Source organism: Serratia sp. szju (assembly GCF_044594185.1).
GTDB lineage: Bacteria > Pseudomonadota > Gammaproteobacteria > Enterobacterales > Enterobacteriaceae > Serratia > Serratia bockelmannii.
In genome coordinates this window covers 3,526,331-3,541,944 of the sequence record NZ_CP172576.1, presented here as the reverse complement: position 1 = coordinate 3,541,944, position 15,614 = coordinate 3,526,331, and the positions used below count along the sequence as shown (strand labels likewise).

The 15,614-nt window shown below is 57.8% G+C and carries 15 protein-coding genes; 7 read left to right on the top strand and 8 right to left on the bottom strand.

All coding sequences use genetic code 11. From position 1 onward, the window contains the following. The first annotated feature begins 53 nt into the window (after nt 1-53). Nucleotides 54-617, top strand: coding sequence for a lipoprotein (locus tag RE418_RS16760; protein WP_089181003.1), 564 nt, complete (start codon nt 54-56; stop codon nt 615-617). Between the two features lie 56 nt (nt 618-673). Here RE418_RS16760 and yebF read toward each other — a convergent pair whose 3' ends face one another. The 5 genes from yebF to cspC all read right to left on the bottom strand — a co-directional run bounded on the left by yebF (nt 674) and on the right by cspC (nt 3,603). Further along, a complete protein-coding gene (yebF, locus tag RE418_RS16755) occupies nt 674-1,033 on the bottom strand; it encodes a protein YebF (protein WP_089181004.1) in 360 nt (119 codons plus the stop codon). 70 nt (nt 1,034-1,103) lie between these two features. Further along, nucleotides 1,104-1,412 (bottom strand): N(4)-acetylcytidine aminohydrolase, encoded by a 309-nt coding sequence (gene yqfB / locus RE418_RS16750; protein WP_004927562.1) that lies wholly within the window; start codon nt 1,410-1,412, stop codon nt 1,104-1,106. Nucleotides 1,413-1,451: 39 nt separating this feature from the next. Next, the gene (locus RE418_RS16745; protein ID WP_025303149.1) at nt 1,452-1,775 is read right to left on the bottom strand and encodes a YebG family protein; all 324 of its coding nucleotides are present in this window, start codon (nt 1,773-1,775) and stop codon (nt 1,452-1,454) included. An 88-nt stretch (nt 1,776-1,863) separates the two neighbouring features. Next, complete coding sequence (gene dbpA, locus RE418_RS16740) at nt 1,864-3,246, bottom strand: ATP-dependent RNA helicase DbpA (RefSeq protein ID WP_043143580.1); 1,383 nt, start codon at nt 3,244-3,246, stop codon at nt 1,864-1,866. 147 nt (nt 3,247-3,393) lie between these two features. Beyond that, the gene (gene cspC / locus RE418_RS16735) at nt 3,394-3,603 is read right to left on the bottom strand and encodes a cold shock-like protein CspC (RefSeq protein WP_004927572.1); all 210 of its coding nucleotides are present in this window, start codon (nt 3,601-3,603) and stop codon (nt 3,394-3,396) included. Between the two features lie 246 nt (nt 3,604-3,849). Between cspC and purT the strand changes: the two genes are divergently transcribed. Continuing rightward, nucleotides 3,850-5,028: a formate-dependent phosphoribosylglycinamide formyltransferase gene (gene purT / locus RE418_RS16730; RefSeq protein WP_089181005.1), complete on the top strand. Its 1,179-nt coding sequence runs from the start codon at nt 3,850-3,852 to the stop codon at nt 5,026-5,028. A gap of 34 nt (nt 5,029-5,062) precedes the next feature. Here purT and RE418_RS16725 read toward each other — a convergent pair whose 3' ends face one another. Together RE418_RS16725 and RE418_RS16720 are read right to left on the bottom strand one after the other, a co-directional pair. Continuing rightward, nucleotides 5,063-5,302: a YoaH family protein gene (locus tag RE418_RS16725; RefSeq protein ID WP_025303152.1), complete on the bottom strand. Its 240-nt coding sequence runs from the start codon at nt 5,300-5,302 to the stop codon at nt 5,063-5,065. A gap of 70 nt (nt 5,303-5,372) precedes the next feature. Further along, complete coding sequence (locus RE418_RS16720) at nt 5,373-6,374, bottom strand: glycosyltransferase (protein WP_049209167.1); 1,002 nt, start codon at nt 6,372-6,374, stop codon at nt 5,373-5,375. 524 nt (nt 6,375-6,898) lie between these two features. On the opposite strand from RE418_RS16720, the gene pabB reads away from it, so the two are divergent. From pabB to RE418_RS16700, 4 genes are all read left to right on the top strand, one after another. Next, a complete protein-coding gene (gene pabB / locus RE418_RS16715) occupies nt 6,899-8,272 on the top strand; it encodes an aminodeoxychorismate synthase component 1 (protein WP_060447825.1) in 1,374 nt (457 codons plus the stop codon). After that, entirely contained in the window at nt 8,269-8,847 is a 579-nt protein-coding gene (locus RE418_RS16710; protein ID WP_025303155.1) for a CoA pyrophosphatase, read from the top strand. The genes pabB and RE418_RS16710 overlap by 4 nt, the downstream gene beginning before the upstream one ends. A 446-nt stretch (nt 8,848-9,293) precedes the next feature. Beyond that, complete coding sequence (gene sdaA / locus RE418_RS16705; RefSeq protein ID WP_043143577.1) at nt 9,294-10,658, top strand: L-serine ammonia-lyase; 1,365 nt, start codon at nt 9,294-9,296, stop codon at nt 10,656-10,658. Nucleotides 10,659-10,926: 268 nt separating this feature from the next. Continuing rightward, on the top strand, nt 10,927-12,513 hold the full coding sequence (locus RE418_RS16700) for an EAL domain-containing protein (protein WP_089181006.1): 1,587 nt from the start codon (nt 10,927-10,929) through the stop codon (nt 12,511-12,513). Between the two features lie 16 nt (nt 12,514-12,529). On the opposite strand, the gene RE418_RS16695 is transcribed toward RE418_RS16700, so the two are convergent. Next, nucleotides 12,530-14,074: a TerC family protein gene (locus tag RE418_RS16695; RefSeq protein WP_089181007.1), complete on the bottom strand. Its 1,545-nt coding sequence runs from the start codon at nt 14,072-14,074 to the stop codon at nt 12,530-12,532. Nucleotides 14,075-14,636: 562 nt separating this feature from the next. Here RE418_RS16695 and manX point away from each other — a divergent pair. After that, on the top strand, nt 14,637-15,596 hold the full coding sequence (gene manX, locus RE418_RS16690) for a PTS mannose transporter subunit IIAB (protein ID WP_025303159.1): 960 nt from the start codon (nt 14,637-14,639) through the stop codon (nt 15,594-15,596). Nucleotides 15,597-15,614 lie beyond the last annotated feature (18 nt).

Here is a 15,614-nt window from a genome sequence, read left to right as displayed (position 1 = left end):
TGATTAATCAATTATCTGCAGCACTTTTCGCCAGCAGTCGCAATGAGGCATTAATGAAGAAGATCCTGATGGGCGCAGCCGCCCTGCTGTTCACCGGCGTATTGGCCGGTTGCAATCAACTGACCCAGTACACCCTGAGCGAGCAGGAAGTGAATGATTACCTGCAGAAACACAACGACTATCAGAAGCAGATCGGCGTGCCCGGCTTGGTGGACGCCAATATCGTGCTGACTCAGCTGCAAAGCCAAATCGGCCGCAGCGAACCGGGTAAAGTTACTCTTTCCGGCGACGCCAAGGTCAATATCACGTCGATTCTCGGCCCGCAGACCGCGGATCTGAAGCTGACGCTGAAGGCGCAGCCGGTTTACGACCGGGCGCAGGGCGCCATTTTCCTGAAGGACATGGAGCTGACTGATTACAGCGTGCAGCCGGAAAAAATGCAGACGGTAATGAAAGCGCTGACGCCGTATCTGAACCAGTCACTGAAGTCTTACTTCGACCAAAAGCCAGCTTATGTGCTAAATCCTGACAACAGCAAAACCGAAGCGCTGGCCAAAAAACTGGCGAAGGGGTTGGAAGTGAAGCCGGGTGAGTTGGTGATCCCGTTCAGCGACTGACCTCGTCTTGATGCATCAAGCCCGCCACCAGGCGGGCTTTTTATTGCAAAACAGTATTACTGCGGCGCGCTGTAGGCGATTTCGCCGGTGTTGCAGTTGAGCGTCACGTTGTAGGTTTTATCTGCCTTGGTGCCACGCACCGTCAACGGTACCTGCCACACCTGATCCTTGCCGGTGATGGCATCCGGGCTCACCCAGGCGATCGGGGTTGCGGTGCCCAGCAGTTTTTTGTCCGCCTCCCAACGCGTGATACGGTTCTGCAAGAAGTCGCGCTTGACCTGGGCGGCGATATCCGCCGGCTGCAGGCCTGCACACTGCCCCACCTTGGCAGTGCGTTGCTCTTGATCCTGCGCCCACACCGCAGTTGATGCTCCCATCATGGCCAACAAGGCGATAACCAAACCCATTTTTTTCATATGTCCTCCCGTTGTGATTAGCGCTATCCGGGCGCCCATCCCTGGCTCACAACAGGGTTTCGGCAAAGAGTTACCGTTTGACGAACTCGATGACAAACAGCGCATCCAGGCCCGGATAGATTTCCTTGATCACCTGCTTCAGTTCGCCGAGCGACATGTTTTCCTGCTGTGCGTGGCGTTCGGTCAGCGCATCCAGGCGCACCGGCGTTACCGACAGCACTTCGATAAAACAGAAAAAGACGCCGTCTTCATTGCGGCTTACGCGCAATACCTCGCCCGGTTCGAAGTGCGACTCACTGGCATCCCGAATGGTGATGGTTTTACGCCCGGCCAGAATGTCTTGCTCAAAGCGGCTGAAGAAAGTTATTTCACGGCTCATTTTAGATCCTTTTTCATCACAACACCGCAACATAAGTCATTATGCTGCTTGCTTTTCTGACGCAGATCCCTCTTTTGGGTTAGATGTCGCTTTTTTCGCTTTGCTTTCCGCCGGTTTCTTGAGGGTTTCCGCCGGCGAAGCGCCACGCAAAATCAGACCCAGCGCGTCCTTATTCTCCGCCAGGAAGAAGCTCAAGCCTTCGCGCTGTTCGTCATCCAGAGTCAGCGGTGCCTGCTGCAGCCACTCCCCGAGATTGTCCGCCAGATCCAGCATTTTGTCGTAGGCGTCGGCTTCTTTCTTGCTCGCGAAAGTCATTTTTTCCTCACCGTTTCTCACCACCACATATTTAACTTCAACCGCCATGCGTGCGTCCTCAAAAACTCAAATTACTGTAATTATGTACAGTATAAATAGATCGTGGCGGGAAGGCAAACCGCCGCCCGCCTTCGGCTTATTTCAGCAGCCGCACCTTGCAGCTTTTGCCTTTGATTTTGCCCTGCTGCAACTGTTGCAGCGCCTTGCGCGCGCTGGCTTTGCGGATTGCGACATAGGCATGCACTGGGAACATGTCAATCTTGCCCACTTCCGCCGCCGTCAGCCCGGCATCACCGGTCAGCGCCCCGAGAATATCGCCGGGACGGATCTTCGCCTTGCGGCCGCCGTCGATGCACAGCGTCACCATCTCCGCCTCCAGCGAGCCGTTGGCCGCCCCGCTCAGCTCGGACACCGGCGACCAGTCGACGCTCATCTGCAGATAGTCTTCAATCGCGTGCGCACGCGCCATTTCCTGCGGCGTGCACAGGCTGATCGCCAACCCGCTCATGCCGGCGCGGCCGGTACGGCCAATACGGTGCACATGCACTTCGGGATCGAACGCCAGCTCGTAGTTGACCACCAGCTCCAGCTCTTTAATATCCAGCCCGCGTGCGGCAACGTCGGTCGCCACCAATACCCGGCAACTGCGGTTGGCGAAACGCACCAACACCTGGTCGCGGTCGCGCTGTTCCAGATCGCCATGCAGCGCCAGCGCGCTGATGCCGCGGGCCTCCAGGGCCTCAAGCACCGTCTGACAATCGCGTTTGGTATTGCAGAACACCACGCAGGACGCGGGTTGATGATAGCGAATAGCCGACACCAGGAGCGCCGGGCGCTGATCGCGCGTAGTCTCATAAAAGCGTTGTTCGATGGAGGCCTGCGCTTCTCCATCGTCCACCTCGACGCTCAGCGGCTGGCGTTGAACGCGCGCGCTGATGCGCTCGATACCTGCCGGGTACGTGGCGGAAAACAGCAGCGTCTGACGTTGCGGCGGCGTATAGCTGATCACATCGTCGATGTCGTCGGCGAACCCCATGTCCAGCATGCGATCGGCCTCATCCAGCACCAGCACCTTCAGCTCGTCCAACTGCAGCGTTTTCTTGCGCAGGTGTTCCTGGATACGGCCCGGCGTCCCCACCACGATGTGCGGCGCATGCACCAGCGAATCGAGCTGCGGCCCCATCGGCTGACCGCCGCACAGCGTCAGGATCTTGATGTTTTGCGTGAAACGCGCCAGGCGGCGCAGCTCTTTGCTCACCTGATCGGCCAGCTCGCGGGTGGGACAGAGCACCAGCGCCTGCGTGGCGACCTGACCGACGACGATACTGTTCAGCAGACCAATGCCGAAGGCCGCCGTTTTACCGCTGCCGGTTTTCGCCTTGGCGCGCACGTCCCGCCCTTGCAGGATGGCGGGCAACGCGGCGGCCTGTACCGGCGTCATTTCGGCGTACCCCAGTTCGTTGAGGTTGGCCAACTGTTCGGCTGGCAGCGGCAGGGAAGAAAAAGAAACTGTGCTCACGGCGATAACTCTTATATGACGAATGGAATGGCGGCGCGCCCGCAGGTTGGCGCCGAATCAGGGGTAAATGATAACAGAGATGGGCGGCGTTACGGGGTGCGGGCATAAAAAAACCCGCCGGCGGCGGGTTTCTTGGCAACGCAGTCGTTAAATCGCAACGACGTTGGCTGCAGCAGGGCCACGTTGGCTGTCCTGGATGGAGAATTCAACCTGCTGGCCTTCAGCCAGGGTTTTGAACCCATCGCTAACGATAGCGGAAAAATGAACGAAAACGTCTTTAGAACCGTCGGCAGGCGTGATGAAGCCGAAACCTTTGCTTTCGTTGAACCATTTAACGTGACCAGTGATCTTGCTCATTTGTGTTTCCTTTACTTGATAAACCTGCCTTAACGGCACGAGACGCGAAAACCTTTCGATAAGTAGGCCTTCTTTCGCCGTCGGTTATTAACGCACAATCGCTCATACAGGGCAAATATTTCTGTTTGTTATAAAAACAGCCAGTTAGCAACAAAACCGGCGCGGCGGCTGCGCGCGCAATCGTTTTCGTATATACTGCCCGCCGATCATCAATCCGCTTACTTTCACCGATCCAGGTACGAAACTATGTTAACGATTGGAACCGCCCTGCGCCCTTCCGCCACCCGCGTCATGTTGCTCGGCTCCGGGGAGCTGGGTAAAGAAGTCGCCATTGAATGCCAGCGCCTCGGTCTGGAGGTGATCGCCGTCGATCGCTACGCCGATGCGCCGGCCATGCATGTGGCGCACCGCAGCCACGTCATCAATATGCTGGACGGTGACGCGTTGAAAGCCGTCATCGAACACGAGCGGCCGGACTATATCGTTCCCGAAATCGAAGCGATCGCCACCGCCATGCTGGTCGAGCTTGAACGCCAGGGCCACCACGTAGTGCCCTGCGCCGAAGCCACACGCCTGACCATGAACCGTGAAGGCATCCGCCGTCTGGCGGCGGAAGAGCTCGCTCTGCCCACCTCCAGCTACCGCTTTGCCGACAGTGAAATCGCCTTCCGCCAGGCGGTTGAGCATATCGGCTACCCGTGCATCGTCAAACCGGTGATGAGCTCTTCCGGCAAAGGCCAGAGCCTGATCCGCACGCCCGAACAGCTGCAAAGCGCCTGGGATTACGCCCAACAGGGCGGCCGTGCCGGCGGTGGCCGGGTGATCGTCGAAGGGCTGGTAAGATTTGATTTTGAAATTACGCTGCTGACCATCAGCGCCGTGGACGGCGTGCATTTCTGCGAGCCGATCGGGCACCGTCAGGAAGACGGAGATTATCGCGAATCCTGGCAGCCTCAGCGTATGTCGGCTACGGCGCTGAGCCGTGCTCAGGCTATCGCGGAGAAGGTGGTGAAAGCCCTGGGTGGCTTCGGCCTGTTCGGCGTGGAGCTGTTCGTCTGCGGCGACGACGTGATCTTCAGCGAAGTGTCGCCACGCCCGCACGATACCGGCATGGTTACGTTGATCTCACAGGATCTGTCTGAGTTCGCCCTGCACGTGCGCGCGTTTCTCGGTTTGCCGATCGGCGCTATCCGCCAGTTCGGCCCTTCCGCTTCGGCGGTGATCCTGCCACAGCTCACCAGCACCGATGTGCGCTTCAGCGGATTGGAAAACGCGCTGCGCGGGCACAACCAGCTGCGTCTGTTCGGCAAGCCGGAAATCGCCGGCCAGCGCCGCCTGGGTGTAGCGCTGGCGACGGCGGACACCACGGAACAGGCGGTGGAACAAGCGAAACAGGCCGCCACCGCAGTGGTGGTCAACGGTTGACACTCACGGGGCCGCTTGCGCGGCCCCGATAACATCAATAGTCTTCGTCTTCTTCAGCATCGTCATCCCGCGACGCCTCCGGTGCGGCATCCTGCTGCTCGTCTTCGTCATCGAACAGCACCGCAACCTGAGCGCCCTGATGCTGCTCACGAATTTCCTGCGCAACGCGAGCAATGGCCTCACCGCTGCTCATGCCCTGTTCCATCAGCTGATGGATGCGATCCGCCGCTTCCTGCTGCTCCGCGTGGCTCAGTAATGGCATACCTGCATGCATGTGTCGTTCTCTCCGGCAAAAGGGAGAGCGAGTATACGCGCTAACGCGACGGATCCCAACGTCTTGTGGCTCAGGCCGGTTGCGAACAGCCGTTATCGCTGCGCCACTGCTTCAGGCGATGCCGCCACAGCATGACATGCCACCCCTGCTTCAGGCCGCGCGTATTGGCGAACATCGCTCTGTCGATGCCGCGCTGATAGAACTCTTCGGTAATCTGACTCTGGGCGGCCGGATCCGGCTCACGACGGATACTGTGACAAATGCCCAACGCCTCACGGGTGATTTGCCAATGGAAAGCGGGACGAATGGCGACAGTGCCCGCATAGCGCCGGTTGAGCCGCTCCAGCATTTCGACGATTTTCATATAGTGACGCTGATACTCTACGTTCGCTTTGCCGGTGCGACGACGGTTACTGATCGACTTGTCGTGCACCCGTTGCCGGTACAGCGGCGTGCTTAAATATTTGACCCGTTTGGCATTAAACATGACTTCCGTCGTCCAGGGAATATCCTGGTGATGCAACCCCGGCTCAAAATAAAGCCGATGCTGGCGAATAAAATCGAGGCGATATATTGCCAGCCATACAACATGAATAAACTTTCGCGACTTCAATGCACGTTCGAACCACTGAACGCCAGTGATAACGTCGGTAGTGCGTAAACGCGCCTCGGGAAAAATCGGCTGTAATTCGTCTTGGCTGGTAAAATAGCGTTCACCATTACATTGCATCACGTCTAATTGGTGTCGTTCTGCCTGTTCCAACAGCGTGGAATACATCTCGGGCGCCAATAAATCGTCGGCGTCCGGAAACGCCACATATTTACCTCGGGCAACGGCGAGCCCGGCATTACGTGCATTAGAAACGCCGGCATTGGCTTGATCGATCACGCGAATATGCGGATGCACCGCCGCGTAACGGTGCGCGATCTCTCCCGAACCGTCGGTGGAACCATCGTTGACGATGATCACCTCCAACCGTTGCTCGCGCTGGGCCAGCAGCGAGACCAGGAACGGCTCCAATAACTCCCCCGCATTGTGCATCGGGACGATGACGCTCAGCATTAACGACATAGGTAGCTCTTCACTAATAATGTAACAAAATGATAATTTTATTTTTTTAAAAAATAGAAACCGCTTCAGCGCACGAGCGAAATAAAACGCGAACCTTCACATTTCCGCCGCAGGCTAAATAAGATTAATCTTGTTTGTCTTTTCATGCTTTCGACAAGAAAAGCGTTCCACAACAAGGGATAACTTTCACAAGACGGCCACCATGAAAAAACACAGGCAAAACCGTTTCGCATCGCCAGCTTAATAACAGCAAGCAACAATAAAAGTATGAAATTAACGAACCTTTTTATATTTCTCGGGTCTTGCGCCCTCGATAAATAAACGTCCAGTGCATTTGACGTTAAATTTTTAACATATCGAAGTATAATCAATGGCGCAAAAAATGCCTTATCTCAGGTTTATTGAACTGCCGTTTATGTGAACTGTGCTCCATGTCGCGCGTGGCAAAACATGCATGACGTGACCGTCTATGGCACACTAGCCGCCAGATATCGCCGCCCTCACAGCCAGGTTTATTGACGTTCATGAGCGTAACCGCCCCAAACATAAAATCTTTGCCCTACAGCCGCAGTGCCCTGATGACGCTTTTCGCCCCGATTTCAACCCACCCGTGGGCGATGCTGCTGCATTCGGGCTTCGCCGACCATTCGCATAACCGCTTCGACATCCTGGTCGCGCAGCCGTGCGTTACGCTCACCACCCAGGGCGCCAGCACGAAAATAGAAAGTGACAGCGTCACTATCCAGTCAAAGGAAGATCCATTCTCCCTGCTGCAGCAACACCTGGTGGCGCAAGGTTGGCAACCGGCGTTTAACCCGGATCTGCCATTTCAGGGCGGCGCACTGGGGCTGTTCGGCTACGATCTCGGGCGGCGGGTGGAAAGCTTGCCGCAGTTGGCCGCAGCCGACCTCGCCTTGCCGGACATGGCGGTGGGCATTTATGACTGGGCGCTGATCGCCGATCACCGTCTGCAAACCCTGACGCTGCTCAGCTATGGCGACGTGGAACAGCGCTGGTGCTGGCTCAATAGCCAAACCGCGCCGACAGAACGCCCTTTCACGCTGCTGAGCGACTGGCGCGCCAATATGAGCCGGCGGCAATACGGCGAGAAATTCCAACGTATTCAGCGCTACCTGCGCAGCGGTGACTGTTACCAAATTAATCTGGCGCAACGGTTCTCCGCCGACTATCAGGGAGATGAGTGGCAGGCTTTCTGTCGATTGAGCGCCTGCAACCGCGCGCCGTTCTCGGCCTTCCTGCGCCTTCCGCACAACAGCGTACTGAGCGTCTCTCCCGAGCGCTTCCTGTGGCTGGAGCAGCAGCGCATCCAAACCCGCCCGATCAAGGGCACGCTGCCGCGGCTGGCGGACGCGGAACAGGACGCCGCTCAGGCTCGCCGTTTGGCCGATTCCCCCAAGGATCGCGCTGAAAATCTGATGATCGTCGATCTGCTGCGCAACGATATCGGCCGCGTCGCCCAGCCTGGCAGCGTACGGGTGCCGGAACTGTTTGCCGTGGAGCCGTTTCCCGCCGTGCATCACCTGGTGAGCACTATCACCGCAACCCTGCCGGAACAGACCTCGGCGGCCGAACTGCTGCGCGCCTGCTTCCCCGGCGGCTCGATCACCGGCGCGCCCAAGGTGCGGGCGATGGAAATCATCGAAGAGCTGGAGCCGCAGCGCCGCAATGCCTATTGCGGCAGTATCGGTTACCTAAGCGCCTGCGGCACCATGGACACCAATATCACCATCCGCACGCTCGTCACCGAAAACGGCCGCATCCACTGCTCCGCCGGTGGCGGCATCGTGGCGGACAGCCAGGAGCAGGCGGAATACCAGGAGACCTTCGACAAGGTTGGCCGTATTCTGCCGCAGCTTGGGGAGTGTGCCCTGTCGTGATCCCATCGAACACACCGGCCTCGCTGCACGCCTTTATCAGCCGTTTTCAACTGCAGCTGCCCCAGGCGGCGCAGATCTCGCACAATGTGCGCCCGGCGGCGGTGCTGATCCCGATCGTTTGCCGCGCAGAGCCGACGCTGCTGTTGACCCGCCGCGCCGACTCGCTGCGCAAACATGCCGGCCAGGTGGCCTTCCCCGGCGGTAAAACCGACGCTGAAGACGGGTCGGCGATCGTCACGGCGCTGCGAGAAGCGCAGGAAGAAGTGGCGATACCGCCGCAGGCGGTGACCGTCCTCGGCCAAATGGCGCCGCTCGACAGCAGCACCGGATTTCAGGTCACGCCCATCGTCGGCCTGGTCTCGCCGGATGTGCAGTTCCACGCCAATGAGGGTGAAGTGGCGGACGTGTTCGAGATGCCCTTGAGGGAAGCGCTGACCCTGTCGCGTTACTATCCGCTGGATATTCATCGCGCCGGCCATACGCACCGCATTTACCTCTCCTGGTATCACAGCCAGTTTATCTGGGGGCTGACCGCAGCCATCATTCGGCGTCTGGCGCAGCAGGTCAGTATTTAGCCCATATTACGTGATCTGACTCGCAATCTGGCATGGCCGACGGCCTCCGCTGCCGGTAAAGCGATCGAAATCACTTCATTTGAACGCTTTTTCAACTACCGTTCCGATTGAATGGTTTTAAAAAAACTGTAAACCCTCTCTTAAACCTTACGAAATACCTGTAAAATACCACCGTCCGAGATAAACCACTGTAGAAACAGGGATTAAGCCGGCGGCGTTCAGCACGGAAAGCTGGCGCGATTACCGCTAATGGAGCTTGGGCGAAAGCGGATACCTCGCATAAGGGTTCGCCCTGGGTAATCAGTAAAAAAAGCGACACCACGGATTATTTAATTTCATGCGAAAAAGGCAGCCGAACCCGCACGGCCCTTTTACAATATCGCTGTTCCCTGCGCGGTTTTTAACCGCCGCAGCCATAACAATACGTCTCTTTAAGGAGTTTTAGCGTGATTAGCGTTTTCGACATGTTTAAGATCGGCATCGGCCCGTCCAGCTCTCATACGGTTGGACCGATGAAAGCCGGCAAACAGTTTGTCGACGATCTGGTAAATAAAGGCCTGATGCCTTCTATCACGCGTGTTGCCGTAGACGTTTACGGCTCACTCTCATTGACCGGTAAAGGTCACCATACCGATATCGCCATCATTCTCGGCCTGGCCGGCAACATGCCGGACACCGTCGATATCGATAGCATTCCTGGCTTTATTCGCGATGTAGAACAACGTCAACGCCTGATGCTGGCCAACGGCCTGCATGAAGTCGATTTCCCACGCGACGGCGGCATGGTCTTCCGCAGCGACAACCTGCCGCTGCACGAGAACGGCATGCAAATCCACGCCTTCGCCGGCGATAGAGAAGTGTACAGCAAGACCTATTACTCCATCGGCGGCGGTTTCATCGTCGACGAGGAGAACTTCGGTAAGGACGCCGAGCAAGAGCTGCAAATGCCTTATCCATTCAACTCCGCGCGCGAAATGCTCGACCACTGCCGCGAGACCGGGCTGTCACTGTCCGGCATGGTGATGCAGAACGAACTGGCGCTGCACAGCAAGCAAGAGATCGAAACCTACTTCGGCAACGTCTGGCAAACCATGCGAGCCTGTATCGATCGCGGTCTGAACACCGAAGGCGTGCTGCCGGGGCCGCTGCGCGTACCGCGCCGTGCTTCCGCGTTGCGCCGCATGCTGGTGGCGTCGGACAAACTGTCCAACGATCCGATGAACGTGATCGACTGGGTCAACATGTTCGCACTGGCGGTTAACGAAGAAAACGCCGCCGGCGGCCGCGTCGTCACCGCGCCGACCAACGGTGCCTGCGGCATCGTGCCTGCGGTGCTGGCTTACTACGATCACTTTATCGAGTCCGTCAGCCCGGATATCTACATCCGTTACTTTATGGCAGCGGGCGCCATCGGCGCGTTGTACAAGATGAACGCGTCCATTTCCGGCGCCGAAGTCGGGTGTCAGGGCGAAGTCGGCGTGGCCTGCTCCATGGCGGCCGCAGGCCTGGCTGAACTGCTGGGCGGCAGCCCTGAGCAGGTCTGTGTGGCGGCGGAAATCGGCATGGAACACAACCTGGGGCTGACCTGTGACCCGGTCGCCGGCCAGGTACAGGTGCCGTGCATCGAGCGCAACGCCATCGCCTCGGTCAAGGCGATCAACGCCGCCCGCATGGCTCTGCGCCGCACCAGCGAACCGCGCGTTTCGCTGGATAAGGTGATCGAGACCATGTACGAAACCGGCAAAGACATGAACGCCAAATACCGAGAAACATCACGCGGTGGCCTGGCAATCAAGGTGCAATGCGACTGACAGACAACCCCGCCGCCCGGCGGGGTTTTTTATGGGCAATCAATTCATTGACCGTTTTTAGTGACAATGTCACCAGAAAATATCCTGCATTTTTCTCATCGATCCAGCGGTTAGCCTGCAAATTGACCTTCTGTTTTGCCAAATCGAAATAATTTACTGAGTTACCATCAATCTTGTATAACCTCAGGCTAGAATTAGCCGAGCGCAACTTAAGGAGCTGTGGCCTGACTGTGACTCGGAGCTGGATTACCGAACAAGGATTTACCGGATGTTGATGACCCACCTCGCCGCGTCCCAATATCGTTACTACCGTTGGCTGCTGGCCGGAGCGGTGGGCGTGGCTATTCTGTTGGTATCGCTGTGTACCCGTTACTATCAAGAGGTCAAAAGCATCGAGCAGAGCCAGCAAACGTTGGCCACCCGCACCGTCGGCAAAATTGACCAGCTGTTGTCCCCCGCGCAGCTGCAGGCGGAACGCAGTATGGACATGCTGGAACAACCCTGCGAGAACGTCTCATCGACCCTGCGTTTTCGCGCCGCGCAAAATCAGGCGCTGCGCGCCATGCTGCTGGTAAAAAATGGCATCATCTACTGCTCCAGTCTGTTTGGCGCCCGACATTATCAGTTGGCTGCAGTGCTGCCGATTTTCGTCAACAGCAACGTCAGGCTGGCGCTGCGCCCTTCGTTGGCGGTGAGCAAAGGACTGCCCACGTTGGTGATGTGGACACCCTCCCCCGGCGATAGAAGCAGCGGCGTGCTGCACGTCTTCAATATCGAGCTGTTATCGAACTTTTTACTCGAACCCCAGGAGCCTTATGTTCAGCGCATGGTGCTGAACGTAGCCGACAGCAGCCTGGAATACGGGCGCCGCGAAATCCTGCGCCGCGACACCCTGACCAACGATCTGCGTTACACCGCCGGTTCCGAGCGTTACCCGTTCTCGATTTCGCTGTTCGGCCCGCAGGTCGGCATGTTGGCGTTTTCCGCACTGCCGCGCCATATCCCGCTGGCGCTGCTGATCAGCCTGCTGGCGGCCTATGTGGTCTACCTGCTCACCGCTAACCGCATGAGCCTGTCTTACCACATTGGCCATGCCATTACCCATCGGGAGTTCCGCGTTTACTGCCAACCGATCATTCACAGCGATACCGGGCGCTGTGCCGGCGTCGAGATGCTGCTGCGTTGGAAAAAGAAGCGGCAGGGGTGGATCTCGCCAGACGTGTTTATTCCGTTGGCCGAGCAGCATGACCTCATCATTCCGCTCACTCGCTATCTAATGAACACCGTGACGGAAAATCTGCAGCTGTTCCCGCCACGACCGTCCTTCTACATCAGCATTAACGTTGCTGCCGAGCATTTTAAAACGCTCAACATCATCGACGATATCCGCCAGATTTGGCTGCCGGCACATCCGATGCCCTCATTGATGCTGGAGCTGACCGAACGCACCGCGCTGTCGGCGATCCAGTATGACCAGATTCGCACGCTGAAAGACATGGGGATCATGCTGGCCATCGACGATTTCGGCACCGGCCACAGCTCGCTGAGCTACCTGAAAAACCTCAGCCCGGACGTGTTGAAGATCGACCGCGGGTTTACCGCGGCCATCGGCACCGACGCGGTCAACGCCACGGTGACCGACACCATCATTACGCTGGCGCAGAGGCTGAAGCTGAAACTGGTGGCAGAGGGTGTCGAAACGGAGGAACAGGCCGACTATCTGCGCTCACGCGAGGTCAATGCCCTGCAGGGGTATTATTTCGCCAAGCCGATGCCGATCCACGTTTTCCCGCTGTGGTTGCAACAGTACGAATCGCGCGTCAGGAAAGCGGAAGAGGATCCGCCGGAGGCCTGAGCCCCCGGCGGGAGGGTTACGACTGCGTCGGCTCGTCAAAGACGACGCGGGTAACACGCACCAATTCGATGCGATAGTCGGAGACCTCGACGATATCGAAACGCTGGTGGTTCAGTTCAATGGTGTCCCCCACCACCGGCATCTGGCCGTAGTGAGCCAACAGCAGCCCCGCCAGGGTGGCGTAGTCTGCGGTTGGGCTGACCAGGTCATCGCAGGCCAGTGCCTGTTCCAGCGAGTGCAAATCGGTTCCCCCCTTCACCAGCCAGCCGTCGCCTTCCGCCACGATATCCGGCGTTTCATCCTCGTCCGGGAACTCACCGGCAATCGCTTCCAGGACGTCCAGCGGCGTCACCAGCCCCTGCACGACGCCAAATTCATTGGTGACCACCACCAGACGCCCTTTGGCGCGGCGCAGCACCGCCAGCAGTTTGATGACGTCCATGGTTTCCGGCACCACGATCGGCGGCGTGCGGGCGGCAAACTCGGCAATATCTTCCCCTTGCTCCAGCGCCACCAGCAGATCCTTGGCGCGTACCACGCCGACGATCTCATCCACCGAATCACGACACACCGGGAACAGACTGTGTGGCGTATCCAGCAACTGGGCGCGCACCTCCTCGCGGGAGCGCTCGCAGTCGACCCAGGAGATGTCCGTGCGAGGCGTCATCACACTGCGTAATGAACGCGAGGCGAGTGTCAACACGCCGCTGATCATATAACGCTCTTCCGCCGCAAAGGTTTCATCCCTCGGCAAAGCGACCTCATCGTCCGACTGCTGCGCGCGCTGCTGCCCCATCAGGCGCATGATCGCTTCCGCGGTGCGCTCGCGCATCGGCCGACGCGCTTGATGCTTGATGAAGTTGCGACGCGCGATCTGGTTGAACAATTCAATCAGGATCGAGAAGCCGATCGCGGCGTACAGATAGCCTTTCGGAATATGCAAACCGAAGCCTTCGGCGATCAGGCTCAGGCCGATCATCAACAGGAAGCTCAGGCACAGCACCACGATGGTCGGGTGCGCATTGACGAAGTTGGTCAATGGCTTGGATGCCAACAGCATCACCGCCATCGCGATCACCACCGCCGCCATCATTACCGGCAGATCGTTCACCATGCCTACGGCGGTAATCACCGCATCAAGCGAAAACACCGCGTCCAGGATCACGATTTGCACCACCACCGCCCAGAACTTGGCGTAACCGCGGTTGGCGCCATCCTGGTGCGTCTGCCCTTCCAGCCGCTCATGCAGCTCCATGGTGGCCTTGAACAGCAGGAATACCCCGCCGAACAGCAGGATAAAATCGCGGCCAGAGAAGCTGAAATCGCCGACGCTGAACAGCGGTGTGGTCAGGGTTACCATCCAGGAGATCACCGACAGCAGGCCCAAACGCATCAGCAACGCCAGCGACAGGCCGATAACGCGCGCCTTATCGCGCTGCTTCGGCGGCAATTTGTCGGCCAAAATGGCGATGAACACCAGGTTGTCGATGCCCAGCACGATTTCCAGCACCACCAGCGTAAGCAACCCCGCCCAAATAGAGGGGTCCATTAAAAATTCCATATCAGACTCCAGAAAAAAGTGGGAATGAGCGCTCGCCGCTCAGACGTGACGATGCCGCCGCTGCATGGGCGCAGTCGACAATAGCAAGGTGACGGGATGGGGTTACCGGGAGATGGCCGAAGGGCCGAACAGCATATACAACGCCAGCAGGTGGCGGGTGAAACCTGGAAAAACAGTAACTTCGGTGACAGTCCATAGGGAGGGCTGAGGCCCTTCACTCCTTAGTGATGAAAGAAGAAATTACTGTATCAGGATTTTTCTGGGGGACAAAGCGGCTTTTTCAACGGCGGTTTAGGGTGGCGCCACACCATATCGTCTGCGACAGCTAAGATTTCCCCGAGCATTCAATAGCGGAGCAGCGTCACAAAAAATATTTTTTCACTCACTAAAATAAATCTCGCGTTCGTGAAGTATCACGCACAGGCATTTGAAACTGCGTGAGAAATGTTAGGCGTGCGTTTCTTTTTTTCTACCATAATGTATCTGAACCGCGGAAGTGACTGCCAAGACGGCGCGGAGAAACGACACACACCGCGTCTGGAGTTCAACGAGGAGGTAGCGAGTGGCAATAGCTATTATCATCGGCACACACGGGGCTGCAGCGGAACAACTGCTGAAAACGGCGGAGATGCTATTGGGCGAGCAGGACAACGTCGCCTTTATAGACTTCGTTCCCGGTGAGAATGCCGAAACGTTAATCGTCAAGTACAACGAAAAAATCAGTGGGTTGGATACCAGCGGCGGCGTGCTGTTCCTGGTGGATACCTGGGGCGGCAGCCCGTTCAACGCCGCCAGCCGCATTGCGGTCGACAAAGAAAACTATGAGGTCGTCACCGGGGTCAACATCCCGATGCTGGTGGAAACCTTCATGGCGCGGGACGACAACCCCGCTTTCGATGAACTGGTGGCGCTGGCGTTGGAAACCGGCCGTGAAGGCGTGAAAGCGCTGAAAAAACCGCAGGAAGAACCCGCAAAACCCGCAGCACCCGTCGCCAAAGCCGCTGCCCCTCAGGCGCCGTTGGGGCCGAACGACCACATGAAAATCGGCCTGGCGCGCATCGATGACCGCTTAATCCACGGCCAGGTCGCTACCCGCTGGACCAAAGAGACCAACGTCAGCCGCATTATCGTCGTCAGCGATGAAGTCGCCGCCGACCATGTGCGCAAGACCCTGCTGACCCAGGTTGCCCCGCCGGGCGTCACCGCCCACGTGGTGGACGTGGCGAAGGCCATCCGCGTCTGGAACAACCCGAAATACGCCAACGATCGCGTGATGCTGTTATTCACCAACCCGACCGACGTCTGGCGTTTGGTGGAAGGCGGCGTGGAGATTACATCCGTCAATATCGGCGGCATGGCGTTCCGCCAGGGGAAAACCCAGGTGAACAACGCCGTTTCCGTCGATGAAAAAGATATCGAAGCGTTTAAGAAACTGAACGATCGCGGTATCGAGCTGGAGGTACGTAAGGTCTCGTCCGACAGCCGGCTAAAAATGATGGACCTGATTAACAAACTCAATTAGTGGCGCCAGCCGCTAATT